This is a genomic window from Amycolatopsis sp. GA6-003 (assembly GCF_046267895.1).
In the GTDB taxonomy this organism is placed as follows: Bacteria; Actinomycetota; Actinomycetes; order Mycobacteriales; family Pseudonocardiaceae; genus Amycolatopsis.
Genome location: NZ_CP176499.1, coordinates 9,024,740 through 9,051,326 on the forward strand (window position 1 = coordinate 9,024,740; position 26,587 = coordinate 9,051,326).

Consider the following 26,587-nt stretch of genomic DNA (forward strand, 5'->3'; position numbering starts at 1 on the left):
TGCTGCTCCAGCGTGGGCCACTTTCCGCGAACGCCGCCCGGCCCGCCGACCGCCCGGCGTAGGGTCCCCCCGTGGGGTACCAGGCCGAGCGTCGACGCTGGCGGGTTCGCCTGCGCGACCGGTTCGGCGGGATCCGCGGGGCAGGCACCATGCTCGACGAGGACCATGTGCTCACCTGCGCGCACGTCGTCGAGCGGGCGGGCGGGCCGGACGCGGACGTCCTGGTCGACTTCGTCGGGCTGCCCGGCACGCCGGTCGCCGCGGGGCGCGTCCTGCCGGGCGCGTGGGTGCCGCCGGGGCCGGACGAGCGCGGCGACATCGCGGTGCTGCGGCTGGCCGAGCGGGTGCCGGGAGCGGCGGGTGCTCCGCTGTACCGGATGCCGTTGTCCGACGGCCAAGCCGTGCGCGCCTACGGGTTTCCGGCGGGCGCGGACGAAGGGCTGTGGACGTTCGGCGAACTCGCCGGCGAGGGCGGGCCCGGCTGCGAATGGGTGCAGCTCGGCCGCAAGAACGACGACCAGCCGATCACCGGCGGCTTCAGCGGCACCGCGGTTCTCGACGAGGAGACCGGCCGCGTGGTCGGCATGGTCGTGTCCCGCTACCGGGCCGAGGGCGAGCGGGTCGCGTGGATGATCCCGGTCGAGACGATTCTCGGCTATCTCGGCGCGGACCGGTGGGGGCGGGGGAGTCCTGCGGTCGACCAGACTTTCGGTCGCGAGCTGGACCGCGTCGCTTACGACCCGCAGTTCGCCCGCGAAGTCGTGGGCTGGTTCGGCGAGGGGCACGGCGTGTGGATCGTCGTGACGGGCGAGGCCGGGTCCGCGAAGGCCGCCGCGCTCGACCTCGCGGTGGTGCTCGCCGACCGCGAGCGTTCGGCTGCGGCGAACGAACTGCGCGACACCCTGGCGAAGGAAACCTTGCCGCCGGCCGGAAGTGTCGATCTCGCGGTGGACGCGGCGGGCAAAACGTCGGCTCAGGTGCGGCAGCGGCTCGCGGAGCGGCTCGACCTCACGCTGGACAACGGCGGGACACGGTCGGGCCTCGGCCGCACCGTGGTGGTGAACGCGATCGACGACGCGGCCGAACCGGAACGGCTGATCGGCGAGGTGCTCGCGCCGCTCGCGGATCGCGCCGCGGGGCTCGGGATCCGGCTCGCGCTCGGTTTCCGCCGGGAGTCGTCGCCGGGGCTGACCGAGTTGCGGTCGCGCCGGAGCGGAGGGCGGCCGGAAGGGCTGGCTCGCCGGATTTCCGCGCTGGACAAGCAGATCGGCGAACTCGCCGCTCTCGAGGAGCACATCGCCGAGCTGGCCCCGCGGTTCGTGGTGGGCGACGTTCCGCCGCCGCGCGTGCGTCGCCGCCGGGGCGCGGTGAGCCGGTTGCAGGAAGCCGCAGATCTCGGTGAGGTCGCGTGGGCCGAGCGACACGTCGAGGAAGTCGCCAAGGTGCTGGCCGCCGATCTGGCCGCGGCGAAAGCGGCCCGCGACCGGCTCGACGCCGCGCGCGACCGCCGCACCGAATTGCGGTTTCGCCTCGACGGTTACGGCGAGCGCGCCCGCGCCGCTGGCCGGGTCGAGGATCCGCTGCTGGATTCGTTGTATGCCAACGCCTGGCAGCTGCTGTACGAGGGCGCGTGCGATCCGGAGCGGGCCGCGGCGGCGGTCGAGGAGTTCGGCGCCGCGGTGCGCGAGGGGAACCGATGACCGCCTGCGCCCGCCCGGACTGCTCCGGCACGATCAGCCGCGCCGGATTCTGCGCGCGATGCGGCTGGGCCCCGGGATCCGAGCCGCAGAAACCGAAAGCCGACGCGACGCTCGTCATCCCCGCCCCGGGCGCGAGCCGGATCGCCGACACCGTCGTCACGCGGGAGCAGCAGACCGCCGGCCACGGCACCGGCGACGACTACGTCCCGCTGCCCGTGGTCGTCCTGCCGGACATCGCCGGCCGGGTTCTCGCGGATCCGCACGTCGCCGAGGACGAACGGTACTGCGGCAAACGCGGCTGCGGCGCGCCGGTCGGCCGCTCGATCGGCGGCCGTCCCGCGCGCACCGAGGGTTTCTGCTCGCAATGCGGAACGCCGTTTTCCTTCTCTCCCAAGCTGTTTCCGGACGATGTGGTGGACGGCCGCTACCAGGTGCACGGCTGCATCGCGCGCGGCGGACTCGGCTACGTGTACCTCGGCACCGACCTGCGGCTGAAGCAGTACGTCGCGCTGAAGGGCCTGCTCAACACCGGCGACGAGGCGGCGGTGCGGATCGCCGAGACCGAGAGCCAGGTGCTGACGTCGCTCGACCATCCGAACATCGTGCGGATCCACGACGTGGCCACGCATCCCGATCCGCACGGCGGCCCGGACGCGCGCTACATCGTCATGGAGTTCGTCGACGGCCTTCCGCTCACCGAGGTGATGCGGCGCGGCCGCGCGATGCTCGACGGGCCCGAAGGCAGGCTGCTCGTCGAGCACGTCGTGGCCTACGGCCGGGAGATCCTCACCGCGCTCGGCTACCTGCACGACCAGGGGCTGCTGTACTGCGATCTGAGCCCGCAGAACGTGATCCACGGCGAGAAACGGGTCAAGCTGATCGATTTCGGCGCGATCCGCAAGATCGGCGACCAGACCAGCCCGATCGTCGGCAACCCGCGCTTCCAGGTCAGCGCGACCGAGCTGGACGAGCACGGGCTCACCGTGCGCTCGGACATCCACACCGTCGGCGCGACGCTGCGAGACCTGTTCCGCTGCAGCGACGGCTGGCCGCGTCCGGCCGACAAGCGGATCGCGCTCGGCGTCGAATCCTTCACCCAGGTGCTCGACCGCGCGACCGGTCCGTACGAGCACCGGTTCGCCACCGCCGGCGAAATGCTCGTGCAGCTCGACGGCGTGCTGCACGAAATCCTCTCGCTGCGCGACCGGCAGTCGCGGCCGTCGATCTCCACGCTGTTCACCGAAGCGGCGGTCCTGCTGGACGCCGGGCTCGGCCAGCCGCGGCCGGTCGGGGAGTGGGCCCGGCGCACCGCGGGCCCGCTCGGCGCGCTGCCCGCGCCGCTCGACATCGCGCTCGGATTGCCGGTGCCGCACGAGGATCCGCACGACCCGGCGGTCGCCTTCCTGCGCACCGTCCGCGCACCGGATCCCGCCCGGCTGCTGAAGAAACTCGACCGCGCGGATTCCACCGTCGAGGTGGAGCTGCGCCGCTGCCGCGCCTGGCTCGAACTGTCCGAAACGGACTCGACCGGTGCCGAGCAGGCCGCCCGGCGAGTGGACGCCGCCGGGAAACTGCTCGGTGCCCGGGCCAAACACGACTGGCGGATCGCCTGGCACCGCGGGCTGGTCGCACTCGCCACCGGCGCGGTTGAGACCGCGCAAACCTGGTTCGAGCGCGTCCACCGCGACATCCCGGGCGAGGAGACGCCGAAGCTCGCGCTCGGCCTGTGCGCGGAGCACTGTGGCGGCCCGAAGAAGGCGGCACGCTATTACGACGCGCTCTGGGTGCGAGACCACCTGCAGGTCAACGCCGTGTTCGGGCTGGCCCGCGGGCATCTGCAGCTGAACGAGCGCACGGCGGCGGTGGAACTGCTGGACCAGGTCCCGGAGTACTCGCGACACGACGAAGCGGCCCGGATCGCCGGAATCCGCGTGCGGGCGGGCGTCCTGCCGGCCGGGGACGCGCTGCCCGGCCTCGAGGACCTGACCGAGGCGATCGAGCGGCTGTCCGCGCTGGAAGTGGACCGCGACACCGCGGACCGGCTCACCGCCGAGGTCCGCGAGAGCGCGCTGCGGTGCTTCCTGGCCGGGATGCGCGGCCTGCCGCCCGGCCCGGTGCTCGGCGACCGCCTCGACGAGCACGGGCTGCGGCTGCTGGCGGAGCAGTCGTACCGGCGGATCGCGCGCCGGGCGGGTTCGGCGGAGTACCACGACGCGTTGGTCGACCGGGCGAACGAGACGAGGCCGACGACCTGGGTGTAGGCGGCGAAGGGGCGAGGGATGAGCAGGGGTTGGGACGTCGAGGTCCATCAGAACCGCTACCTCGGCGAAGGCGACACCGCGATGCAGGCCGTGGTCACCGTTTCCGCGCGCGAGAACGGCGACGCGGGGTCCCGGCCGCCCGGGGCGGAGGTGCTCCTGGTCGACTGCTCGACGTCGATGCGCTACCCGCCGACCAAGATCGCCGCCGCGCGCCGGGCGGCGGCCGCGGCGATCTGGGCCCTGCCGGACGGTGTCCGCTTCGCCGTCGTCCGCGGCACCGAACGCGCCGATCTGGCGTATCCGGCCGAACCCGGTCTCGCGGTCGCATCGGAGGAAACCCGGGCGGCGGCGGTTGCCGCGGTGGAGCGGTTCGTCGCGGTCGGCGGCACGGCGATGGGCACCTGGCTGGAATGCGCGCGGCACCTGTTCGCTTCGGCGCCGGACGCGGTGCGGCACGCGATCCTGTTGACGGACGGGAACAACCAGTCGCAATCCGCGGAAGCGCTGCGTCGCGAATTAGATGCTTGCGAAGGCGAATTCGTCTGCGACGCAAGGGGAATCGGCGACGGCTGGCAACGAGCCGAACTGGTCGAGATCGGCCGGGTGCTGCGCGGCTCCGTCGATTCGGTGGTGCGCGACGAGGATCTGGTCGACGACTTCCGCGCGCTGATGGCGGCGGCGCTCGCCAAGGTGATCCCGTCGGCGCGGCTGCGCATCGGCGTCACCGAGCAGACCACGCTGCGGTTCGTGAAGCAGGTCTGGCCGAGCGAATACGACCTGACCTCGCGCTGCGTTCCCGACGGCGAGCGGAAAGTGGTCCTTTCGCTCGGTTCGTGGAGCGCGGGCGAGACCCGGGAATTCCAGCTCGCGGTGGAGGTCTCGGCGGACCCGCCGCCGGAGTACGGCTTCGACCGGATGCTCGCCTGGGTCGAGGTCGACGGCGTCGCGGATTCAACGGTGCCCGTGCTGGCCCACTGGACCCGCGACCCGGTAGCCCCGACGTTGGTCGACCCGAAGGTCCGCCGCTACACCATGCACGCGGAGCTGAGCGAGGCACTGGTGAACGCCGACGAGGCGTACGCCGCGGGGGAGCACGCACGGGCGGCGCGGGAATGGGGCCAGGCCGTCGAAATCGCCACGCGGACCGGCAACAAGGAGGTGCTGCGGCGGCTCGCCCGGGTAGTCGAGACGGACGAAGCCGGCGTGCGGCTGCGTCCCGAGGTCACCCGCAGCGAACTGCTCAACCTGCTGGTCTCCACGGTCTCGAACGTCGGCGGCGAGCCCCGCGACGCCCGCCCCGCGTCGCCGCCGGACGCCGAACCGGCGGTCTGTCCCGGCTGCGAGACCCCGAATCCGTCCGGCGCGCGCTTTTGCGAGGAGTGCGGGGAGCGGCTGGACGGAGGTGCCGCGTGACGCTGCGGACGCGGCAGGCGCTCGTGCGGATCCGGGCCGTGCTGCTCGCCGGGACCGTGATCGCGCTGGTCACTTCGTCCCTGGCGGTGAGCGGCGTGGTCCGGACCGCCGAACAGGTCTCGTCCGCGACCAGCCGGGCGATCCTCGAGGTCGCGGCGGCGCGGGACGCCCTCGTGTCCGCCGACGCCGCGGCGGTCGCCAGTTTCGCGTCGGGCGAGGCGAAACTGGCCGGTCCCGGGCAGGAGTACGAAAACCGGATGGCGTCGGCGAGCCAGAGCCTCGCGCGCGTCGCGGAATTCAACCAGGCGGGCGACGCCGGCGCGGGAACTCTGCAGACCGTCGAAGGCCTGGTCGCGTCGTACTCCGGTGCGATGGGCCAGGCCGACGCGCACTTCCGGCAACCCGGCGGCGAACTCGTCGGGCTCGCCGACCTCTGGTACGCCTCGCGGCTGCTGCACGCACCCGACAACGTGCTGGAACTGCTGGGGAAACTGCAAAAGGACGAACGCGCCGCCCTGGACCGGCAGATCTCCGGCGCCGGCATGAGCGCGGGCCTGCTGATCCTCTGGCTGCTGCCGCCCCTCGTGCTGCTCGCCCTGCTGGTGGCCGCGCAAGTGTTCCTCCGCAGGCGATTCCGCCGCCGCGTGAACCCGCCCCTGCTGGGCGCGACCGTCCTCGGACTCGGCGTCGTCGCCGGCCTGCTGGCGGCCTTCGCCTTGGCCGGACGGCTCGACCCGGTCCGCGCCAGCGTGGACGACGCGGTGGCCGTCCGGGAGAAAAGCATCGAAGCCGCGGACGCCGGCGGCCACGCCCGCCTGGCCGCCCTCCTGCAGGAACGCTGCGGCCCGCCCGGCTGCGGGTCCACTGTGGACGATTTCCGCCGGCAAACCCGGGCCGCCGGCGATTCCGCCGCCCCCGCCCACAACGCGATCACCTCGGCCGCCCGCGCCGTGAAGACCGCCGGAACCGCAGCGACCGAATCCGGCGGCCTGCCGGTGCTGGTCCCCGCCGCCCTGATCCTGGCGGGCGCCCTGGTGGTCGCCGGGCTGTACCGGCGGATCGACGAATACCGGTACCGCGCATGAACTGTCCACTGTGGAAGAAGCTGCTCCTGCTGGCCGCCGCCGCGCTGGCAGCGACTTCATCGGCGTGCGGAGTCTCCGCGGGAAGCAATGCCCTGCAAGTGCTCGGCGTGTGGACCGAAGGCGAGGAAGCCGCCTTCAACCAAGTCAAGCAACGATTCGAGGAGAAGACCGGCATCGAGGTCCGCTATCAGGGCACCCGAGCCGTCGAACAGGTCCTGGCCGCCGACGTCCAGCAAGGCGCCGCCCCGGACATCGCAGTCCTGTCCAGCCCGGGCCTGCTGGCCGACTACGCCCGCCGCCAGGAAAGCAAACCCCTCGACTTCCTGGAACGGAAAGCCGAATCCTTCTACGGCAGGCAATGGGTCGACCTGCAACGCCTCGGCACCGGCAAGCTCTACTCCGTCGCGGTGAAAGCGGACCTGAAGAGCGCGATCTGGTACCGTCCGGCGACCCTCCCCGGCCCGAAACCCACGACCTGGCCGCAGCTGGTGACCCTGGCGGCCGGCCAGCACCCGTCGTGGTGCCTGGGCCTGGCCGCCCCGCCCACCTCAGGCTGGCCGGGCACCGACTGGGTGGAAGACATCCTCCTGCACTCCGCGGGCCCGGAAATCTATCGCCAATGGGCAGCGGGCACCCTCCCGTGGACCTCGGACCCCGTACGCAAAGCCTTCCAAGACTGGGGCGCCCTGGTCGTCCGCCCCGGCGGCATCCAAGGCGGCGCCCCAGCCGCCCTGCTCACCGACTTCCGCGACGCGGCCCGCCCCCTTTTCGCCGACCCGCCGGGCTGCCGCATGGAACACCAGGGCTCGTTCGCGATGGCCAGCTACCAAACCATGCACCTGCACAACGAAACCGGCCCCCGCCCGCAACCAGGAACCGACTACGACTTCTTCCCGTTCCCCGGCTCCGGTGCCTCGGAGGTCTCAGCAGACCTGGCCGCGATGTTCTCCGACACCCCGCAAGCCCGCCAGTTCCTGGACTTCCTGGTCTCCCCGGAAGCCCAGCAGATCTGGGCCGGAAACCCGAACGCGACCGCCTTCTCCGCAGGCGCCGCGGTAGCGAAGGAGGTCTACCGGGACCCCGTGCGAAAAAAGGTCGCCGACACCCTCACCTCAGGAAAACCAGTCTGCTTCGACGCCTCGGACCTGATGCCCAAAACCATGACCGGCGCCTTCTACCGAGCAATCCTGGAATACACCGCGGACCCAGCCCAACTGGAAACCCTGCTAACCCGCCTGGACGACACCCGCAAAGCCATCCCCAAAACCGAATGGCTCAACGTCCCCTGCGGACAGTAATCGCGAACCGCCACCGCCGCACCCACCGATGGAAGCACCCACCCCGCCCCCCAACCCCGATACGAAGCCTCCCTGCGGTTCGGGGGTGCTTGTCAAGGCATCTTTCCCGCCTTGACAAGCACCCCCGAACCGTCAGCACAATAAAACTTCGGGGTGGTGCGCCCGCCCTCCCGGCGCAATGTCGCCGCCAGGCGACGAGCCGCCGCCCCCACCCCCCGGGGATTCACCCGCCCGCCTGCCCGGTCAGCGGTACCCCGACCCCAGCCGCCCCGCTTAGCGTGACCCACGCAGGAATGACCGACCCGGAAGGACCGAGCCATGATCAAGCGCCTGTTCCAGACCGTCCTGCGGCACGGATGCTGCTCCGCCTGCACCGGCAAGGGCTGCGGCTGCTGCGCCAACTGCCACTGACCCTCGAGGGGCCCGGCACCGACCGCCGGGCCCCGCCGCGTCACCTCTTCAACCCTCGGATCAGCAACATCACCGAGCCCACCACGTCCGCCCGGGACCGCGCGGGATGGAACACCTGCCAGTCCAGCGCCACCACCAGCATCGTCCCGAACAGCCCGGCGGCCGCGGTGGCGATGTCCACCCCGGGAGGCAGCCGTCCCGCCGCGTCCAGCCGCTCCAGCTGCGCCTTCACGACCGCGATCAGTTCCTCCCGCAGCAGCGCCAACGTGTCGTGCCACCGCCCCGGCGTGTGCCACAGCTCGCTGACCACGATCTGCGAAAACCCCGGGTGCTCCGCGATGAACTCCAGCGTCGTGTCCACCTGGGCCTCGATCACCGCCAGCGGATCGTCCTCCGTCCCGGCCGCCCGCAGCCGCCCGGCGAGCAGGTCGACGCCGAACCGGAGCAGCGCGTCGACCAGCCCGTCCTTGGACCCGAAGTTGTAGTAGACGGTCCCCTTGGCGACCCCGGCCTCGGCCGCGATGTCGTCCACGGTCAGCCCCACGAGACCGCGGCTGGCCGAAAGCCGCAAAGTGGCCTCGAAGAGCTTCCGTTTGGTCGCTTCTCTCACAGGCTCAGCTCGGGCTTGAGCGCCGAGACCGACCACACCCGGTGTTTGCGCGCCGCGAGAGTGGACAGCAGGATCCCTCCGACGAGGTACGCGACCAGCACCCCTACGTCACCGAGGATCTGCAGCGACGCGCCGGAGTAGAGCAGGTGCCGGAACCCGTCGATGGCGTAGCCCATGGGCAGCACGATGTGCAGCGGGTAGAGCGCGTCCGGGATCGTCTGCCACGGGAACGTGCCGCCCGCGCTCACCAGCTGCAGCACCAGCAGCACGAGCCCGAGGAACTTGCCGACCGCGCCGAAGAGCGCGTTCAGCGCGTGCACGATCGACGTGAACGCCAGCGACACCAGGCAGGCGAAGCCGATCGCGCCCAGCGGGTGCGCCACGTGGATGCCGACCAGCCAGGTCACCGCGGCGAACAGCACGATCACCTGCGCCAGGCCCAGCACGGCCGAGGACAGCCAGCCGCCGAGCGCGACCCGCAGCGGCGCCGCGCCGGCGGTGAGCGCGCGCGTCGACAGCGGGCGGATCAGCAGGAACAGCACGAACGCGCCGATCCAGGTGGCCAGCGAGATGAAGAACGGCGCGAGCCCGGCGCCGTAGGTGCCCGCCGAGGCGACGCCGTTCGACGTGACCGCGACCGGGTCGGCGATCGTGTTCGCGGTGGCGGTGCGGGTCGGGTCGTCCGGGTTCGGGATCTGCTTCAGCCCGGCGGCCAGCCCGTCGCGCAGCTTCGCCGAACCGTCGGCGAGCTGGTCGGTGCCGGTGACGGCGGTCTTCTCGCCGTCGTTGAGCTTCGCCGCGCCGTCGCGCAGCTGGTTCGCGCCGTCGGATGCCTGCGCGATCCCGCTGGCCAGCTGCGGCGAGGCCGCCGCGAGCTGGTGCGCCCCGTCGGACACCTGCCGGGCGCCGCTGGAGAGCTTCTGCAGGTCGCCGTTGGCGGACTGGATCTTCCCGTTCGCCTGGTTCGCGTCCGTGCGCAGCTTGTCGTAGTCGGCCAGGATCGAGTCCTTGAGGTTCTCCGGCATCCCGGATTCCTGCAGCTTCGCGGCCAGCTGGGCGCGGTAGCCGTCGATCCGGCCCATCACGTCGGACGACGCGGACGCGGCCAGCGAGCCGGCGTTCGCCACCTTCTGGTTGCCGTCGGCCACCTGGCCCGCCCCGTCGGCGAGCTTCTGCGTCTGGCTCGGCAATTGCGCGGTGCTCGACTTGAGGGTGCCCAGCCCGGTGGCGAGGCTCGCCGACCCGGTCGCGAGCTGGCCCGCCCCGTCGGCCAGCTGATGCTGCCCCGTCTGGAGTTTCGCCGCGCCGTCGGCGAGCTGCTTGGCCCCGTCGGCGGCCTCGGCGGTCTTGCCGTAGATGGTGGAGAAGCCGACGAGGAACTTGTCCGCGGCCTCGCTGCCCACCTTCTCCGCGATCGTCTTGCGGACCTGGTCGGCCACCTGTTTCGCGATGGTGCCGGAGAGATAGTTGTTGGCGTCGTTGGTGGTCAGCGTGATGGTCGCCTGCTCCGGCTCGAAATTGCCGGACGACAGCAGCGCCTTCGAGAAGTCGTGCGGGATGCCGATGGCGAACGAGTACTTGTCGTCCCGCACGCCGTCCCGGGCGTCCTTTTCGGACACTTGATGCCACTGGAAGGTGCCGGACTTCACCAGTTCGTCGGTGACCTCGCGGCCGACGTTGCGCTCGGCCCCGTTGGCATCCTTCGCGCCGGCGTCCTCGGTGAACACCGCGGCGGGCAGCTTGTCGAGCCGGCCGTAGGGGTCGTAGTTCGCGTAGAGGTAGAACGACGCGTACAGCAGCGGCACCAGCACGAGCGCGAACATGGCGAGTTTCGGCAGCGTCCCGGTGGACAGCCGGCGCAGCTCGTTGCCCGCGATCCGGAACGCGTTCAGTCCGCCGGCCCGCTTGTGGGGGGTGGTCATGCCCGGTCTCCCTCGGAGTTCTCGGTTTCGGCGGTCAGTTCGGCGGTTTCCGGGAGCTGCCGGGTCTGCTCGGCTTCGGCGGGCTCCGGCGGGGCGTAGAGCCGGACCGGGTCCGGCTGCTCGGTCTCGCCGACCTTGGCGGGCGGGCAGGGGAGCGCCGGCTCCGGCGTCGTCGCGGCCAGCACGGCCACCGCGAATCCGCGGGCGGCGTGCTCCCTAGCGACCGCGGCCCAGGTCTCGACGTCGCTGGTGTGCCGGTCGGGGGCGTCGAGCACGAGCACGCGCACGTCGTCGCGTTCGGCGGCCAGCGCGGTGAGCAGCCGGATGCGCAGCGCGGGCTCGAGATTCTCGAACCGGCTGTCGGCATACGGCGCCGCGTCGTGCTGGGAGAGCCAAGCTGTGACAGCATCCTTGCTGGAAGGACGGTGTGCGAGCGCCAGTTCTTCGGCGGCGACGACGCGCAGCGACAAGGCTTCGTCCGGCTCGCTGACCCTCGGCGAGTCCACGACGGCCACGAGCCGCCGCAGGTCGCCCTCGGGTTCGGCGGTCACGGTGCCGGTGGTCGGCTTCAGCCGTCCGGCCAGCGCCAGCGCGAGCGCGGTGATGCCGACGCCCGGCTCGCCGTGCACCACGGTGAGGCAGCCCTCCTCGACGGTGAGCGAGGTAGGCGGCAACAAGGGGCCGTGGGGACCCTTCAGGGACACCCGGTCGGCACGGACCTGCACAGGACACACTCCACGGATTTTGAACTGACCAGTCAGTTCAAAAGTTAGACCCGGCCCGCGGGGGTCGGCAAGGCGGCTCGCCGGACGTCACACCAAAGAGCGGACGGCTCAGCGCAACGCCCACGCAGGGTGCGCCTCCCAGGACGTCCACAGCGGCCGGTAGCCCTGCCGGTGCCAGAAGACCGACGACAGGGGATTGGTCGGGTTGTAGTAGAGGTAGGTGCCGGTCGCGCCCTGGTTCAGCAGTTCGCGGTGCGCGCGGGCCATCAGCGCCCGGCCGATCCCGCGGCCGCGGCTGGCCGGGGCGGTGACGACGTTGTTCACGTACCCCCAGCGGCCGGCCGGCAGCAGTTCGGCGGCCTCGTTCCCGGGCGCGGACTCGACCCAGTCGCATTGCGCGAGCGCCGCCATTTCGCCGTCGACCTCGGCGAGCCAGGTCGCCTTCTCGCCGAGCGCGCGGCGCAGCGCCGGGCCGAGCAGTTCCGCGGTCTGCTCGCGTTTCCGGTGCGCGACGAGGCCGGTGTAGTCGAAGGTCGCGGTGCACAGCGCCAGCGCCGCCGGGTAGTCGCCGGGCCCGGCGAGCCGGATCGACGCGTCCGCGGCGCTCTCTTCCGGTGCGACGGCGGGGCGAACGGCCAAGGCGGACAACGGAACCAGCCCGTGGTCGAGAAAGGCGCGGATGGCTTCGGCGTCGCGGCTCGGCCAGTTGACGACGCACGCCGAATCGGCGCCCGGCGCTTCAGTGTCCACTTGGGACCGAAGCGCGCCGAGCAACGCGTCGAACGCTTCGGTGCCCGCCGTCTCCGGGTCCGGGAACAGCTGCCACACCTCGGCCGCCGACCACAGCAGGGGAGCGTCGCCCGGACCGTGCCGGTAACGCTGGAGCATCGCGGAAACCTGGGTGCCCGACGCGGTCACCGCGCGCAGGCGGTCGCCGCTCCCGAGCGGGACGGGCGGCGGCAGGAGCGGGTCGAGTGCGGCGAATCGGCCGGCGGAGCTCACTGCCGCAGCGTAGCCGGTCAGTCGCGCCGCGTGCGGAAGATCGCGGTGCCGGGGAACAGCCTGCCGCGCAACGGGCTCCACTGGCCCCAGGTGCGCGTGTGGCCCAGCGGCCATTCCGGCTCGACGAGGTCCTCCAGCGCGAACCCCGAGGCGGCGAGCGCGCGCACGTAGTCGCCGAGCGTGCGGTGGTATTCGACGTACGTCGCCGCGCCGTCGTCGTCCACCTCGACGTACGGCGTGCGGTCGAAATACGGCTGCGTCGCGGTGAGCCCCTGCGGCCCGGGGTCGTCCGGGAAGATCCACCGCATCGGGTGGGTCACCGAGAAGACCCACGGCGCGCCGGGGCGCAGCACCCGGCGCACTTCGCCGAACACGGTCTCCAGCGACGGCACGAAGGGGAGCGCGCCGAACGCGGAGCAGGCGACGTCGAAACTGGCCGCGGCGAACGGGAGCCGCTCGGCGTTCGCCTGCACGAGGGGGACCGCCGCGCCGGTGCGCGCGTTCCCCTCGCGGGCGTGCCGGAGCATGCCGCCGGACAGGTCGGTGGCGACGGGTTCGGCTCCGGCGCCCGCGAGCCAGCGCGAGCAGGCGGCCTGCCCGCAGCCGATTTCGAGCACGCGCTTGCCGCGCACGTCGCCGAGCAGCCGCGCGTCCTCCTCGCGCACGCCCTCCGGGCACCAGACGAAATCGGCGTCGCCGAGGAATCCGCCGTGGGCGGCCTGGTAATCGTCGGCATCCGCGTCCCACCAGGCCAGATTCGCGGCTTCCGCTTCGTTTCCGCCGACCTCGCGATGGGCGACGCCGACGGTGCCGAGCCGTTCCTCGGCGCTCGCGTGGCGGGCCGCCGGGGCCGCGGCGGGCTCGGGCATGCCGGTCTCCTCTCCCGGGTGCGGCCGTCCGGGGCGCGGGAATGCCCGGACCGGCGGAAACGTTGGAAGGAAGGTACCGGGAGCCCAGGGCGACCCTGATTGTGTCCCCCGCGGGGGCCCGCGTACGATACGTGTTAGCGCAGTGGGGTTCGCGCTGCCCGGGCGGCTACCCGCCGGGGCCGCGCATCGTCAGCGGGTCATGCCGCGGTCGTTCACTGGTGGAACGTTTGGTCGCCGGACGTTTGAGCAGGGTCGCCGCATGCCGGTTGCGGGGCCCGCCGCGTGCACTTTCGGTAGCCAACTTCACATCCACCTACGACACCCATCCACCGGAGCAACCCGCCTAATGACCACCGACACCGCCACCGCCCCGACCGCCCCGACCGGGGCCCCGCAGGTCGCCGTAAACGACATCGGGTCGGAGGAAGACTTCCTCGCGGCTATCGACAAGACGATCAAGTACTTCAACGACGGAGACATCGTCGAAGGCACCATCGTCAAGGTCGACCGCGACGAGGTCCTGCTCGACATCGGGTACAAGACCGAGGGCGTCATCCCCTCGCGCGAGCTGTCCATCAAGCACGATGTCGACCCGGCAGAGGTTGTCGCCGTCGGCGACGAGGTGGAAGCCCTTGTCCTCCAGAAGGAGGACAAGGAAGGCCGTCTGATCCTGTCCAAGAAGCGCGCCCAGTACGAGCGCGCCTGGGGCACGATCGAGGAGCTCAAGGAGAAGGACGAGCCCGTCAAGGGCACCGTCATCGAGGTCGTCAAGGGCGGTCTCATCCTGGACATCGGCCTGCGCGGCTTCCTGCCCGCGTCGCTGGTCGAGATGCGCCGGGTGCGCGACCTGCAGCCGTACGTCGGCCGCGAGCTCGAGGCGAAGATCATCGAGCTGGACAAGAACCGCAACAACGTGGTCCTGTCCCGCCGCGCCTACCTCGAGCAGACCCAGTCCGAGGTGCGCAGCGAGTTCCTCAACGCGCTCGCCAAGGGCCAGGTCCGCAAGGGCGTCGTGTCCTCCATCGTCAACTTCGGCGCCTTCGTGGACCTGGGCGGCGTCGACGGCCTGGTGCACGTCTCCGAGCTGTCCTGGAAGCACATCGACCACCCGTCCGAGGTCGTCGAGGTCGGCCAGGAGGTCACGGTCGAGGTCCTGGACGTCGACATGGACCGCGAGCGCGTCTCGCTGTCGCTGAAGGCGACCCAGGAAGACCCGTGGCGCCAGTTCGCCCGCACCCACGCGATCGGCCAGATCGTGCCGGGCAAGGTCACCAAGCTCGTCCCGTTCGGCGCGTTCGTCCGCGTCGAGGAGGGCATCGAGGGCCTGGTGCACATCTCCGAGCTGGCCGAGCGCCACGTGGAGATCCCGGAGCAGGTCGTCCAGGTCAACGGCGACGTCATGGTCAAGGTCATCGACATCGACCTCGAGCGCCGCCGCATCTCGCTGTCGCTGAAGCAGGCGAACGAGGGCGTCACGCCGGAGACCGAGTTCGACCCCACCCAGTACGGCATGGCCGCCGAGTACGACGCCGAGGGGAACTACATCTACCCCGAGGGCTTCGACCCGGACACGCAGGAGTGGCAGGAAGGCTTCGACAAGCAGCGCGAGGAGTGGGAGCGGCAGTACGCCGAGGCCCACACCCGCTACGAGCAGCACATGGCCCAGGTCAAGAAGGCCGCCGAGGCCGACGCCGAAGCCGCTGCCGACGCCGCCACCGGCATCGAGGGCGGCGAGCAGAGCTACACCTCGTCCGCTCCGGTCGAGGCGAAGAGCGGCGGCACGCTCGCCAGCGACGAGCAGCTCGCGGCCCTGCGCGAGAAGCTGTCGGGCGGCGCGTGAGCGCTGACTCGCTGAGTCTCTGACGGTTTCGGCCCCGGTCCGCACGGACCGGGGCCGAACTGTTTCCGGGAGCCGGGCGCGGAGTCAGGCGCGCAGGCCCAGCCCGTCGATCGTCGCGCGCACGCCGCGCCGGTACATCGTTTCGTGCGCGGTTTCGTCCGCGCCGAGAAACCAGTCGTCGAGCGGGCTTTGCGAGCGGATCGTCAGTTCGACGCTCACCAGCCCGTGCATCGACGTCCACAGCAGATAGCCGCATTCCTCCGCGACGACGTCCGGCGGGGCGACCCGTTCGATTTTCGCGACGAACTCGGCGAAACTCGTGCGCAGCACTCCCGACCGCAACGCCGGATCCGGATCGTAGTCGTGCACCGAACGCTCGAACATCAAGCCGTAGCGAGCCGGGCTCTCCAGCGCGAACCGGCGGTAGGCGAGCGCGACCTCCACGAGATCGGCGATCCCGTCGTCCTCGGACCGCGGAACCGTGCGCAGTTCCTCGCCCAGCAAGTCGAAAGCGCGTTCGTACAACGCGTCCAGCAAACCGGTGCGGCCGCCGAAGCGCGTGTACACGGTGATCGTGGACGCCCCGGCCTGTTCCGCCACCGCGCGCACGGTCAACCCGGCGACGCCTCGCTGGGTGAGCACGGTCAACGCCGCGTCGAGGAAGCGGCCGCGGTTGTGCTGCTCCGCCGGCCGTGTCGAGAGATGCCGGGTGGCCATCTCCCACCCCCCTTTGCCCGTGCTCCGCGGGAAGCGCGTCCGCGTCTCGCAAGCAGAAGATACGATATTCCCGGCTTCTTGGGAACGTCGTTCCGGTGCGCCCGGACCGTCCACAAGCGACCGCCCGCGCCTCCCCGAGCAGAAGGAAACCGTCCCCATGACCCAGCCGGAGCCCGGCACTGTCGTCGTCACCGATGCCGGAAGCGGCCGCTACACCCAGCGCGTCACGACCGCGAGCCACGAATTCCTCGCCGACGAACCGGTGAGCGTGGGCGGCGCGGACGCCGGTCCCACGCCGTATGACCTCCTGCTGTCCGCGCTCGGCACCTGCACTTCGATGACGCTGCGGATGTACGCCGACCGCAAGGGAATCCCGCTGACCCGCACGACCGTCCGGCTCCGGCACGACCGTATCCACGCCCGCGACTGCGAACGCTGCGAGACCGAGGTCGGCATGCTCAGCCGGATCACGCGGGAAATCTCGCTGGAAGGCGACCTCGACGACGCCCAGCGCGCGCGGCTGCTGGAAATCGCGGACAAATGCCCGGTGCACCGCACGCTGAGCCACGAGATCGCGATCGAAACCCGCGAGGTCTGATCGCGGGCGGGCGCGCATTTCCGGGTCAGGCGGCGGAGCCGCGGAGGGTCAGGCGCGTTCCGGCGAAACCGAAGGCACCCAGGCACGTTCGAGGGCGGCTTCGCGGGCGCGCCGGCGGAGGCCGGCCAGGCTGTGCTTCGCGGGCACGAGCAGCGCGCTGAACCACGTGCGCCGGTACTCCTCGAGTGCTTCCGAGACCTGGCGATAGGAGACGCAGTGCACCAGACCCGGGGTGCCGAGCCGGTGCTTCCCGACGTGCTTCTCCGCCATTGTTCCTCCGTGTGGGCGACCCTTCCGCCGCGCACGGTACGCACTCGACCCGCGAAAACAGCGCAAGCACGCGGCGTGTCACCCACATCAGTTCGGCTACGCCCGAAAAAGTGCTTGCGTTTGCGCGGAGGGTGTGCGGGTACCTGTGCGCTTGCACGTGCAGAGGTCCGATGTCGCCTGAGCGGGTGACGGCGGTGCTCGTTGCTGGTGTGGCCGAGAGCAGGCCGACCCCGTGGCGGCGCCTGCCTGGTGCGGCGGGGTCGTTCGGTCGTGGCTGTGGTCGGGTGGGCGATGGTCGCTCGCTCTGGTGTGGCCGAGAGCAGGCCGACCCCGCGGCGGCACCTGCCCGCCGCGGCGGAGTCGTTCGGCCGTGGCTGTGGTCGGGTGGGTAATGCTCGCTCTCGTGTGGCCGAGAGCAGGCCGACCCCGCCGCGGCGCCTGCCCGCCGCGGCGGAGTCGTTCGGCCGTGGCTGTGGTCGGATAGCCGATCATCGGCACAGTAAGGTGTGGCCATGCTGCGAGTGGGCCTGACGGGCGGGATCGGTGCGGGGAAGTCGACGGTGGCGAACCGGCTGGCCGAACACGGGGCCGTGGTCATCGATTCCGATCGCATCGCGCGCGAGGTCGTGGAGCCGGGCACGCCGGGGCTGGCCGCGCTGACCGAGGCGTTCGGCGAGGAAATCCTTGCCGGGGACGGGTCGCTGGACCGGCCCGCGCTCGCCGCGCGCGCGTTCGCCGACGACGAATCCCGCAAGCGGCTCAACTCGATCGTGCATCCGCTGGTCGGGCAGCGCACCGGCGAGCTGATGGCCGCGGCCGCCGACGACGCGGTGGTGGTGCACGACGTGCCGCTGCTGGTGGAGAACGACCTCGCGCCCGCGTATCACCTGGTGCTGGTGGTCGACGCGCCGGTGGAGGTGCGGGTGCGGCGGCTGGTCGAGGTGCGCGGCATGCCGGAGGCCGACGCGCGGGCGCGGATCCGCGCGCAGGCCGCGGAGGAGCAGCGCCGCGCGGTCGCGGACGTCTGGCTCGACAACGGCGGCACGCCGGACGTCGTGCTCGCCGAGGTGGACGCGCTGTGGGCGGACCGGCTGGTGCCGTTCGAGGCGAATCTCCGGCTGCGCAAACCGCGTCCGCCTGCCTCGCCGGTGATCTCTCCCTACGATTCGAGCTGGCCGCTGCAGGCCGAACGGCGGCTGGCGCGGCTGCGGCAGATCGCGGGTCCGCGGCTGGTGCGCGCGGACCACATCGGGTCCACCGCGGTGCCGGGCCTTCCCGCCAAGGACGTCCTCGACCTCCAGCTCACCGTGTCCTCTTTGGACGACGCGGACGCGCTCGCCGAGGCGCTCGCCGACGCCGGTTTCCCGCGCCGCGAAGGCGAATGGTGGGACGACCCGCAGGGCGGCGAAGGCAAGTGGCTCAAGCGGTTCCACCAGAGCGCGGACCCGAAACGGCCGGTGAACCTGCACGTCCGGTCCACCGAAACCCCGGCGTGGCGGCTCGCGCTCCTGTTCCGCGACTGGATCCGGGCGCATCCGGAGGAGCGCGACGGCTACGCCGAGGTGAAGGAAGAGCTGGCGCGCAAGCATTCCGCGGACGGCACGGTCGAGCAGTACGCGCAGGAGAAGCAGGGCTGGGTCAACGCGGCGTTCGTGCGCGCGGAGAAGTGGGCCGGGCACAGCGGCTGGAAGCCCTGAGGCGGAAAACCAGGTGCGGTGCCGCCGGGCGCGGGGCTACCGTGCACGGCATGAAGCGCGCCCAGTCCACCACGACGCCGGATCCCGTCCCGGCGCGCTGAACACTGCCATTCGAGCCCGGGGCGAGCGCCCCGGGCCCGCTCGTGCGCTCGCCTCGCCTTCCGTGAGGAGACCGCCATGCCTGACCACCGCGCACTCGGCCGGGAACTCGGCCTGTTCGGCAGCGACCCGCTGATCGGAGCGGGCCTGCCGTATCTGCTGCCCGACGGCGCCGCGATCCGGCACGTGCTGGAGGAGTACGTCCGCGAGGCCGAACGCCGCGCCGGCTACCGGCACGTTTCGTCGCCGGTGCTGGGAAAACGCGAGCTGTACGAGCTTTCCGGCCACTGGGCGCACTACCGCGACGACATGTTCCCGCCGATGGACGTCGGCGGCGAGCAGGTCGTGCTGCGGCCGAGCCTCTGTCCGCACCACGCGCTGATCTACCGGTCGCGGGAGCGCAGCCACCGCGAACTGCCGCTGCGGCTGGCCGAACTCGGCGGGATGTACCGCGCCGAACTGTCCGGCGTCCTCGGCGGGCTCAGCCGGGTGCGGGCGATCCAGCTGAACGACGCGCACCTTTTCTGCCGTCCCGAGCAGGTCGGCGCGGAGGTGCGGGGCGCGCTCGCGCTGATCCGCCGGGTGTACCGCGACCTGGGCCTGAAACCCGCGCGCTACCGCCTTTCCTTGCCGGACAACCGCGGCAAGTACGCCGGTGCGGCCGAGGCGTGGGAGAGCGCGGCCGAGGTGCTCGTCGACGCGCTCGACGGCGTCGAGTACGAACGCGGTCCCGGCGAAGCCGCGTTCTACGGCCCGAAGATCGACGTCCAGATCGCCGACAGCGCCGGCCGCGAGTCGACCCTGTCCACCGTGCAGATCGACCTCCACCAGCCGGAGCAGTTCGGGCTCGAGTACATCGGCCCGGACGGCCGCGCGCACCGGCCGGTGCTGGTGCACCGCGCGGTGCTCGGCAGCCTGGAACGCGTGCTGGCCCAGCTGATCGAGGAACACGGCGGCGCGTTCCCGCCGTGGCTGGCCCCGGTGCAGGTGGCGGTGCTCCCGGTCGGCGACGCGGAACTTCCGGCAGCCGAAGCGGTCGCCGAGGAGGCGATGGAGGCCGGGTTGCGCGCCGAGGTCGTCCCGGCGGACCGGGGGAGTCTGGGCGCTCGGATCCGGGACCGGCGGCTGGTGCCGTATCAAGCGGTGGTCGGGCAGAGGGAGGTCGACGAAGGGCTGGTCGCGCCTCGGTTGAGGGACGGCCGGAGGCTGGATCCGTTGCCCGGGAAGGAATTCGTGGCCGCGGTGGTCGCGCGGGTGGCGGCGAAAACCAGGGAGCTGTGGGGCTAAGACCCGAGCAAACCGCGTTCGAAAGCCACCGCCACCGCGGCCGCGCGGTCCTTCACGCCGAGCTTCGCGTACGCGTGCAGCAGATGCGTCTTCACCGTCGCCTCGCTGATGAACAGCTTCTTCGCCGCTTCCTTGTTCGTCGACCCGCGCGCGACGAGGTTCAGCACCTCGATTTCCCGCTGCGACAACGGTTCCTGGGCCGGTGCGCGCATCTGGCCCATGATCCGGCTCGCGACCGCGGGGGAGAGGACCGCCTCGCCGCGGGCGGCGGCGCGCACGGCGCGGAACAGTTCCTCGCGCGGCGAATCCTTCAGCAGGTAGCCGGTCGCGCCCGCCTCGATCGCGGGCAGCACGTCGGAATCCGTGTCGTAGGTGGTCAGCACGAGCACCCGCGCCGGGTTGCCGAGGCGGGCGAGTTCGGTGATCGCGGCGACGCCGTCGGTGCCGGGCATCCGCAGGTCCATCAGCACGACGTCCGGCTTCAACGCCTCGGCGAGCGTGACCGCCTCGGCCCCGTGCGCGGCCTCGCCGAGCACCTCGAAACCGCGCTCGCCGGTGAAGATGCCGCGCAGCCCGTCCCGGACGATCGGGTGGTCGTCGGCGATGAGCAGCGTGATGGTCATGGGGCCCCCTCGGTCGGATCCAGTGTCGCAGCCGGGATCGCGGGCAGCCGCACCGAGATCGCGGTGCCGCCGCCCGGTTCGGACTCGACGTGCAGGGCGCCGGCGAGCCGTTCCGCGCGCCGCCGCATGCCGGGCAGGCCGTGGCCGCCTTCCGCCGACGGCGGCGCGGGCGGATGCGCGGGATCGAAGCCGACGCCGTCGTCGCGTGCGTCGAGCGTCACCTCGTCGCCCATGTACGACAGGGTGATCCCGGCCCGGCTGGCCCGCGCGTGTTTGGCCACATTGGACAGTGCCTCCTGGGTGACCCGGAGCAGGGTGGCCTCCAGCTCCGGATGCAGCGGGACGGCGGTCCCGGTGGACGAGAATTCCGCCGGGACGCCGGTGCGCTCGCTCCACAGCCGGGCGACCTCGGCGAGCGCTTCGGGCAGCGTCGCGGTTTCGAGCGGCTCCGGGCGCAGCGCGGCGACCGAACGCCGGGCCGCGGTGAGGTTTTCCCGGGCCAGCTGGGTCGCCGCGGCGAGGTGGCGTTCCCATTCCGCCGCGTCGTCGCGGGCCTGGGCAGCGGCTTCGAGCTGGGTGATGATCCCGGTGAAGCCCTGCGCGAGCGTGTCGTGGATTTCCTGGCTCAGCCGCTGCCGTTCGTCGAGCACGCCCGCCTCGCGCGCCTGGGCGAGCAGTTGCCGCTGCAGCCCGCGGTTCTCCGCCTCGGCCGCGGCCAGCTGGTCGAGCATCCGCTTGCGCTCGGCGTTCTGCCTGCCCACGGCGGCGAACACCGCGCCCCCGCCGCTGATCGCCGCGGTCTGCACGATCACCAGCGAGATCCAGACCCCCGGCGAAACCGTCAGAGCGTGGATCGGACCGCCGAGCGTCATGGTGTTGATCAGCAGCGAAGTGATGCCGATGCCGAGCACGGCCAGCACCATCGGCTTCATCCGCATGGCGGCGAAGAACGCGTAGACCATGAAGATGACGAAGTACGTTTCGCGCCCTTCGAGGATCGCGCCGAGCGTGACGACCCCGGCGAACGCCACCGCGGCGGTCACCGGGTGATCGCGGAGCTTCGGGCTGAGCACGACGGTCGTCAGCAGCAGCCAGACCGCGGCGCCGGCGGCGATCAGCAGGGTGGCCGTCCGGTAGTCGCTCGTCCGGCCGCTGCCCAGCACGGTGAGCAGGACGGAGACCGCCAGCAGGAGCCACGCGAGCACGGTCTCGGCCTGGCTGAACCACCGGTGCCACCGCACCGGCGTCCTTTCTTTCCACCCCACCGCCGGAGGCGTCAGCGAGCCCCGCCAGTGGAGTTTGACCCCCCGGAGGTCTTCGAGTCTCACGCCTTGAGGTCCTTCAGCTGCGGCCAGATCCCGGCCCAGGAACCGATCCGGCCCTCGAGCAGCCAGATCGGCATGTGCCGGCTGGAATTCGGGACGCCGAGCCGGTTGTCGACCTCGCCGACGATGCGCGCGGACCGGAAGTGCGCCGCCAGCTTCGCCGGCTCGCGCCCGACGAACAGCACGGTGTCGGCGTTGTCGTTCGGCCGCCCGAAGTACCAGAACCCGCGGCTGGCGCTGTACGCCTCGGGCAAGCCCTGCTCCGGCCCGTACCGGCCGAGCGCGCCGGCTTGCCAGTACCCGCCGGTGACAAGCGTGGTGCGGGTGCGTTCCTCCGGCGGCAGCGCGCGGTACTGCTTGGCGACCGACGCGGCCAGATCCGGCCAGCCGTATTCCTCCATCGCGTACGCCGGGCGCGGCGCGGCCGGATGCTCGACCAGCCATTGCTCCGGCCACACCGGCAGCGCGTAGGGGAGGCTGTACAGCGCGGACAGGACGAACACCGGCCACGTCGGCACCCAGCGCCACCACAACGCGGGCCGCCGGTCCTGCAGGTGCACCGCGGCGGCCGCCCACAACAGTCCGAAAGTGCCCGCCGCGTAATAGAACCGGCCGTTGCCGATCAGGAAGATCGCGAAGACGCCGACCGCGGTCCAGCCGAGGAAGCGGTACGCGCGCAGCCGGGCGCTGCCGAGCAGCACCGCCAGCCCGTACAGCACGCCCAGCGCGCCGATGACCAGGCCGGCTCCGGCGAGCAGCGCGGGCACGAACATCGCCCGGCCGCCCGCCTCCTCGACTTCGCGCGAGACCGCGTCGCCCATGCCGAGCTGCGGCCAGCCGTTCGCGGCTTGCCAGAGCAAGGTCGGCACGCACGCGAGGGCGGCGATCGCCGCGCCCAGCCACAGTTTGGGGCGGCGCAGCAGGTCTCGCGGCCCGAACACGAGCGCGGCGACCGCGGTGACCGCCCAGAACCCGCCGAGCAGGAACTTCACGTTCAGCCCGGCCGCCGTCGCGACGCCGAGCCACAGCAGCAGGTTGTCGTCGCGGGTGCGGATCCAGCGCACCAGCAGCCACAGCACGATCGTCCACAGCAGAGGGTCCACTGTGGACGTCGCGAGGTAGTGGCCGCTGCCGACGAACTGCCCGCAGATCGCGTACGCGGCGGCGGCGCGGGTCTGCGCCTTGCGCTGGCCGCCCATTTCGCGGGCGATGAGCGCGGTGAACACGACTCCCGCCGCGGTCGCCAGGATCGCCGGGATCCGGAACACGACGAGCGAGCCCGGCGCGATCGAGTTCGCCAGCCAGGCGAGCCACGGCAGCACCGGCGGCTGGTCCGCGTAGCCCCAGGCGAGGTGCTTGCCCGCGGCGAGGAAGTACAGCTCGTCGCCGAAGTAGCCGTAGCGGCCGGCGGTGGCGAGGAGCACGGCGGCGGTCCCCGCGGCGAGCAGGAAGACCGGCCGCCGAGCGAACTCGGCGAGCGCGCTTCCGGGCGTGCTCGGTGCGGTGGCCGTGGTCACGGCATCCATCCTGCTCCCTGTCGGCGGATCGGGGGCTGGCCTCGCCCGCACCCTACGGGCGAGGCCTCGCGCGCTCCTTCGGCGGGTGCCGCCGGTCACGTCCCGGTGTTCGCCAGCTCGGGCCAGATGGCCGCCCACGGCTGCAGCCTCCCGCTGGCCAGCCACAGCGGAGTGCCGTCGAGCACACTCGGCTTCGCGTCCCCGGTGGACACGGCGCCGACCGGCTCGAGATGGGCGAAGTGCCCGAGCAACGGCCGGGGATCGGCCCCGACGAACAGCACGTCGCGCGCCGAATCGGGCGGGACGGCCAGTGTCGCGTACCCGCGGTTCGGGCTGGTCGGCTCGGGCAGGCCCAGGTCCGGGCCGTAGCGGTCGAGCGCGCTCGCGGTCCAGTACGTCTCGCCGACGATCGCGGTGCGGGCCGGGTCGGGCAGCCGGCGGAACGCCCGCGCGACCGACTGCGTGCCTTCCGGCCAGCCGACCTCGCCGAACGCGAAGGCCGGGGTCGGCAGCGACGGGTTCTTCGCGACCCAGGAATGCGGCCACACCGGCAGCGTGGCGGGCAGCATCAGCAGCGCGGAGAGCACGTAGACCGGCCAGGTGGGGATCCAGCGCCACCACCGGGACGCCCGCCCGCTCTCGAGTTCCACCGCCGCGGCCGCCCAGATCGGAGCGAACATGCCCGCGATGTAGTACGACCGGCCGTTGACCGCGATGAACACCACGGCGAGCGCGAGCGTGGTCCAGGCGAGGAAACGGTAGGAGCGCAGCCGCGGCGAACGCAGCAGCCGCCCGAGGCCGTAGCCCAGCAGCACGAGGCCGGCCGGGACCCCCGCGAGCAGCATGACCTGCGGAAGCCAGGACAGCCGCCCGCCCCAGGTTTCGCCGACCTCGTTCGAGATCGCCGCGCCCATGCTGAGCTGCGGCCAGCCGTGCCGGGCCTGCCACACCAGCGTCGGGACCAGAGCCAGCGCGGCGATCGCGGCTCCGGCCCACAGCAGCGGACGGCGCAGCATCTCGCGCGGGCCGCAGATCAGCAGCGCGATCCCGGCGACGATCCAGAACCCGCCGATCAGGAATTTCACGTACAACGCGAGCGCGGTGACGACTCCGGCCCACGCCAGCAGGCCGTCCCGCCGGGTGCGGATCCAGCGGACCACCAGCCAGAGCAGGACGGTCCAGAGGAACGGGTCCAGCGTCGACGTCGCCAGGTAGTGGCCGCTGGCGATGAACTGCGTGCAGGCGGCGAAGGTCGCGGCGGTGACGGCCTGGGCGCGGGTGCGGCCGCCGAGTTCGCGGGCGATGAGCGCGGCGAACACGACGCCGGCGAGCATCGCCAGCATCGCCGGGATCCGCAGGGCGAACAGCGAATCCGGCGCGATCGTGTCCATCGCGCGGGCGAGCAGCGGCAGCAGCGGCGGCTGGTCCACGTACCCCCAGGCCAGATGCCGGCCTGCGGCGAGGAAGTACAGCTCGTCGCCGAAGTAGCCGTAGTTGTTCGCGGTGAGCACCAGCGGCACCGCCATCAGCGCGGCGATGCCGAACACGGGCATCCGGGCGAACGGGGCGACCGAACGGGACGGCGTGGTTTCTTCTTGTGTCGTGGTCATCGCGGTCACTCCCAGCGGAAGAATCGGGCGGCGAGCGCCGAGCACCCGACGGCGACCACCGCGAGCGCGATCATGGACAGCAGGTTCGGCGCGTGCCCCGCGGCCGTCTCGCGCAGGCTGCCGAGCGTCGCGCCGAGCGGCAGGATGTCCGCGACGTGCTGCAGCACCGGCGCCAGTTTTTCCTTCGGCACCCAGACCCCGCCGAGCGCGAGCATCGGGAAGAACACCGCCGCGCCGAGCCCGTTGGCCGCGCGGCTGGTCGGCGCGAACGCGGCGAGCAGCGTGCCGACGGAGAACAGCGACACCGCGCCCAGCAGCACGACCGCGAGGAACCCGCCCGGGTTCTTCGGCAGCGCCATGCCGAGCGCGATCGTGCCCACCCCCACGACGAGCACGATCGCGACGACGGCGACGGCGAGGTTCACCAGCAGCTGCGCGGCCAGCAGCCGCGACGGCGGCAGCGGGCTCGCCGCCAGCCGCTTCAGCACCCCCTTCTCCCGGTGCGCGGCCATCGCGCCGGGGAACAGGTTCAGCGCGAGGATCCCGAGCAGGATCGCCACCGCCATCGGCGCGATCAGCGTGGCCAGCGACGACTGGCCGCCGTGCTCCGGGCTCGGTTCGCGCGACCCCGGCATCAGCCCGAACACCAGCACCAGCGCCAGCGGGATCCCGAGCACCACGGCGGGCGCGCCCGGATCGCGGAGGAAGATCTTCGCCTCGGCGACGGTCAGCTTCGACAACACTTCCGGTTCCCCCTCAGTCCAGTTTCCGGCCGGTCAGCGCGACGAAGGCGTCGTCGAGGCTGGCCTGTTCCACCCGCAGCTCGCCCGCCACCACGCCGGCGCGGGCGAGGAACGACGTCACCGCCTGCAGCGCGCCGTCGCCCCCGGTCACCACGAGATGCGCGCCGGTCCGCTCGGCCTTCCGCACGTCCGGCAGCGCGGCCAGCTCCCGCGGATCGACCGGGGCGGACGGGCGGAACCGGATGCGCTGCTCCCCGCCGACCCGCCCGACCAGCCCGGCCGGGGTGTCGATCGCGACGACGCGCCCGGCGTCGATCACCGCGATCCGGTCGCACAGCCGTTCCGCTTCCTCCATGAAGTGCGTGACCAGCACGACCGTCACGCCTTCCGCGCGGACGGCCTCCACGAGCTCCCAGGTGTCGCGGCGGGCCTGCGGGTCGAGCCCGGTGGTCAGTTCGTCCAGCACCACCGCCTCGGGGCTGCCGATCAGCGCGAGCGCGATCGACACGCGCTGCTGCTGACCGCCGGAAAGCTTGCGGTAGAAGGTGTTCCGCTGCTCGGTGAGCCCGAGCAGGGCCAGCAGCCGATCCGGGTCGGCCGGGGTGCGGTACATCCCGGCGAACAGGTCCAGGACCTCGCCGACCCGCAGCCGGTCCGGCAGCTGGCTTTCCTGGAGCTGGACGCCGAGCCGCTGGCGCAGTTCGCGCACGTCGCGTCGCGGGTCGAGCCCGAGCACCGAAACGGCGCCGCCGTCGGGGGAGCGCAGGCCCTCGACGCATTCCACCGTGGTGGTCTTGCCCGCGCCGTTGGGGCCGAGGATCCCGAAGATCTCGCCCTGCTCCACGGTGAACGAAACGTCTTCCACCGCGGTCTTCCCGCGGTAGCGTTTATGGAGGTTCCGCACCTCGATGACCGGCATCGCCCCGGAGTCCCCTCTCGAATCGCAGCGGTTGCTGCCTTCGAGA

22 protein-coding genes are annotated in these 26,587 nt (G+C 72.0%); 9 read left to right on the top strand and 13 right to left on the bottom strand.

Annotated features, from left to right (window positions below; translation table 11 throughout):
• Window positions 1–71: 71 nt before the first annotated feature.
• The 5 genes from F9C12_RS40835 to F9C12_RS40855 are packed head-to-tail and all read left to right on the top strand — an operon-like array spanning window position 72 to window position 7,757.
• Complete coding sequence (locus F9C12_RS40835; protein WP_409464023.1) at window positions 72–1,700, top strand: serine protease; 1,629 nt, start codon at window positions 72–74, stop codon at window positions 1,698–1,700.
• Entirely contained in the window at window positions 1,697–3,961 is a 2,265-nt protein-coding gene (locus F9C12_RS40840; RefSeq protein ID WP_409464024.1) for a tetratricopeptide repeat protein, read from the top strand. Before F9C12_RS40835 ends, F9C12_RS40840 begins: the two co-directional genes overlap by 4 nt.
• 18 nt (window positions 3,962–3,979) lie before the next feature.
• Complete coding sequence (locus F9C12_RS40845) at window positions 3,980–5,374, top strand: VWA domain-containing protein (protein WP_409464025.1); 1,395 nt, start codon at window positions 3,980–3,982, stop codon at window positions 5,372–5,374.
• Window positions 5,371–6,459, top strand: coding sequence for a hypothetical protein (locus F9C12_RS40850; protein ID WP_409464026.1), 1,089 nt, complete (start codon window positions 5,371–5,373; stop codon window positions 6,457–6,459). The genes F9C12_RS40845 and F9C12_RS40850 overlap by 4 nt, the downstream gene beginning before the upstream one ends.
• Window positions 6,456–7,757 (top strand): ABC transporter substrate-binding protein, encoded by a 1,302-nt coding sequence (locus F9C12_RS40855; RefSeq protein ID WP_409464027.1) that lies wholly within the window; start codon window positions 6,456–6,458, stop codon window positions 7,755–7,757. The genes F9C12_RS40850 and F9C12_RS40855 overlap by 4 nt, the downstream gene beginning before the upstream one ends.
• 451 nt (window positions 7,758–8,208) lie before the next feature.
• Here the strand turns inward: F9C12_RS40855 and F9C12_RS40860 are convergent, their stop codons facing one another.
• From F9C12_RS40860 to F9C12_RS40880, 5 genes are all read right to left on the bottom strand, one after another.
• Window positions 8,209–8,778 (bottom strand): TetR/AcrR family transcriptional regulator, encoded by a 570-nt coding sequence (locus F9C12_RS40860; protein WP_409179667.1) that lies wholly within the window; start codon window positions 8,776–8,778, stop codon window positions 8,209–8,211.
• On the bottom strand, window positions 8,775–10,670 hold the full coding sequence (locus F9C12_RS40865) for a YhgE/Pip family protein (protein WP_409467151.1): 1,896 nt from the start codon (window positions 10,668–10,670) through the stop codon (window positions 8,775–8,777). The genes F9C12_RS40860 and F9C12_RS40865 overlap by 4 nt, the downstream gene beginning before the upstream one ends.
• Before the next feature lie 26 nt (window positions 10,671–10,696).
• Window positions 10,697–11,425: an ATP-binding cassette domain-containing protein gene (locus tag F9C12_RS40870; RefSeq protein WP_409467152.1), complete on the bottom strand. Its 729-nt coding sequence runs from the start codon at window positions 11,423–11,425 to the stop codon at window positions 10,697–10,699.
• A gap of 108 nt (window positions 11,426–11,533) precedes the next feature.
• On the bottom strand, window positions 11,534–12,427 hold the full coding sequence (locus F9C12_RS40875; protein ID WP_409464028.1) for a GNAT family N-acetyltransferase: 894 nt from the start codon (window positions 12,425–12,427) through the stop codon (window positions 11,534–11,536).
• 17 nt (window positions 12,428–12,444) lie between these two features.
• Entirely contained in the window at window positions 12,445–13,296 is an 852-nt protein-coding gene (locus tag F9C12_RS40880; RefSeq protein ID WP_409464029.1) for a class I SAM-dependent methyltransferase, read from the bottom strand.
• 346 nt (window positions 13,297–13,642) lie between these two features.
• Between F9C12_RS40880 and rpsA the strand changes: the two genes are divergently transcribed.
• Complete coding sequence (rpsA, locus tag F9C12_RS40885; protein WP_009079744.1) at window positions 13,643–15,136, top strand: 30S ribosomal protein S1; 1,494 nt, start codon at window positions 13,643–13,645, stop codon at window positions 15,134–15,136.
• Between the two features lie 84 nt (window positions 15,137–15,220).
• Here the strand turns inward: rpsA and F9C12_RS40890 are convergent, their stop codons facing one another.
• On the bottom strand, window positions 15,221–15,853 hold the full coding sequence (locus tag F9C12_RS40890; RefSeq protein WP_409464030.1) for a TetR/AcrR family transcriptional regulator: 633 nt from the start codon (window positions 15,851–15,853) through the stop codon (window positions 15,221–15,223).
• 157 nt (window positions 15,854–16,010) lie between these two features.
• Here F9C12_RS40890 and F9C12_RS40895 point away from each other — a divergent pair, with 157 nt between their 5' ends.
• Window positions 16,011–16,451, top strand: coding sequence for an OsmC family protein (locus F9C12_RS40895; protein ID WP_409464031.1), 441 nt, complete (start codon window positions 16,011–16,013; stop codon window positions 16,449–16,451).
• Window positions 16,452–16,499: 48 nt separating this feature from the next.
• On the opposite strand, the gene F9C12_RS40900 is transcribed toward F9C12_RS40895, so the two are convergent.
• Window positions 16,500–16,721 (bottom strand): hypothetical protein, encoded by a 222-nt coding sequence (locus tag F9C12_RS40900; RefSeq protein ID WP_409464032.1) that lies wholly within the window; start codon window positions 16,719–16,721, stop codon window positions 16,500–16,502.
• A 512-nt stretch (window positions 16,722–17,233) separates the two neighbouring features.
• Between F9C12_RS40900 and coaE the strand changes: the two genes are divergently transcribed.
• Both coaE and thrS read left to right on the top strand, forming a co-directional pair.
• Window positions 17,234–18,418, top strand: coding sequence for a dephospho-CoA kinase (gene coaE, locus F9C12_RS40905; protein WP_409179673.1), 1,185 nt, complete (start codon window positions 17,234–17,236; stop codon window positions 18,416–18,418).
• A gap of 177 nt (window positions 18,419–18,595) precedes the next feature.
• Window positions 18,596–19,804 (top strand): threonine--tRNA ligase, encoded by a 1,209-nt coding sequence (thrS, locus tag F9C12_RS40910; RefSeq protein WP_409464033.1) that lies wholly within the window; start codon window positions 18,596–18,598, stop codon window positions 19,802–19,804.
• Here thrS and F9C12_RS40915 read toward each other — a convergent pair.
• The 6 genes from F9C12_RS40915 to F9C12_RS40940 all read right to left on the bottom strand — a co-directional run bounded on the left by F9C12_RS40915 (window position 19,801) and on the right by F9C12_RS40940 (window position 26,541).
• Entirely contained in the window at window positions 19,801–20,427 is a 627-nt protein-coding gene (locus F9C12_RS40915) for a response regulator (protein WP_009079732.1), read from the bottom strand. The two genes, thrS and F9C12_RS40915, sit on opposite strands and share 4 nt — an antisense overlap.
• Window positions 20,424–21,668 carry a sensor histidine kinase gene (locus F9C12_RS40920; RefSeq protein ID WP_409464034.1) on the bottom strand — a complete coding sequence of 415 codons (1,245 nt, stop codon included), beginning with the start codon at window positions 21,666–21,668 and terminating at the stop codon, window positions 20,424–20,426. Before F9C12_RS40920 ends, F9C12_RS40915 begins: the two co-directional genes overlap by 4 nt.
• A gap of 83 nt (window positions 21,669–21,751) precedes the next feature.
• Window positions 21,752–23,269 carry an ArnT family glycosyltransferase gene (locus tag F9C12_RS40925; protein ID WP_409179675.1) on the bottom strand — a complete coding sequence of 506 codons (1,518 nt, stop codon included), beginning with the start codon at window positions 23,267–23,269 and terminating at the stop codon, window positions 21,752–21,754.
• Window positions 23,270–23,364: 95 nt separating this feature from the next.
• Window positions 23,365–24,879, bottom strand: coding sequence for an ArnT family glycosyltransferase (locus tag F9C12_RS40930; protein ID WP_409464035.1), 1,515 nt, complete (start codon window positions 24,877–24,879; stop codon window positions 23,365–23,367).
• 5 nt (window positions 24,880–24,884) lie between these two features.
• Window positions 24,885–25,622, bottom strand: a complete 738-nt coding sequence (locus F9C12_RS40935) for an ABC transporter permease (protein WP_409179677.1) — start codon at window positions 25,620–25,622, stop codon at window positions 24,885–24,887.
• 13 nt (window positions 25,623–25,635) lie between these two features.
• The gene (locus tag F9C12_RS40940; protein WP_409464036.1) at window positions 25,636–26,541 is read right to left on the bottom strand and encodes an ABC transporter ATP-binding protein; all 906 of its coding nucleotides are present in this window, start codon (window positions 26,539–26,541) and stop codon (window positions 25,636–25,638) included.
• Window positions 26,542–26,587 lie beyond the last annotated feature (46 nt).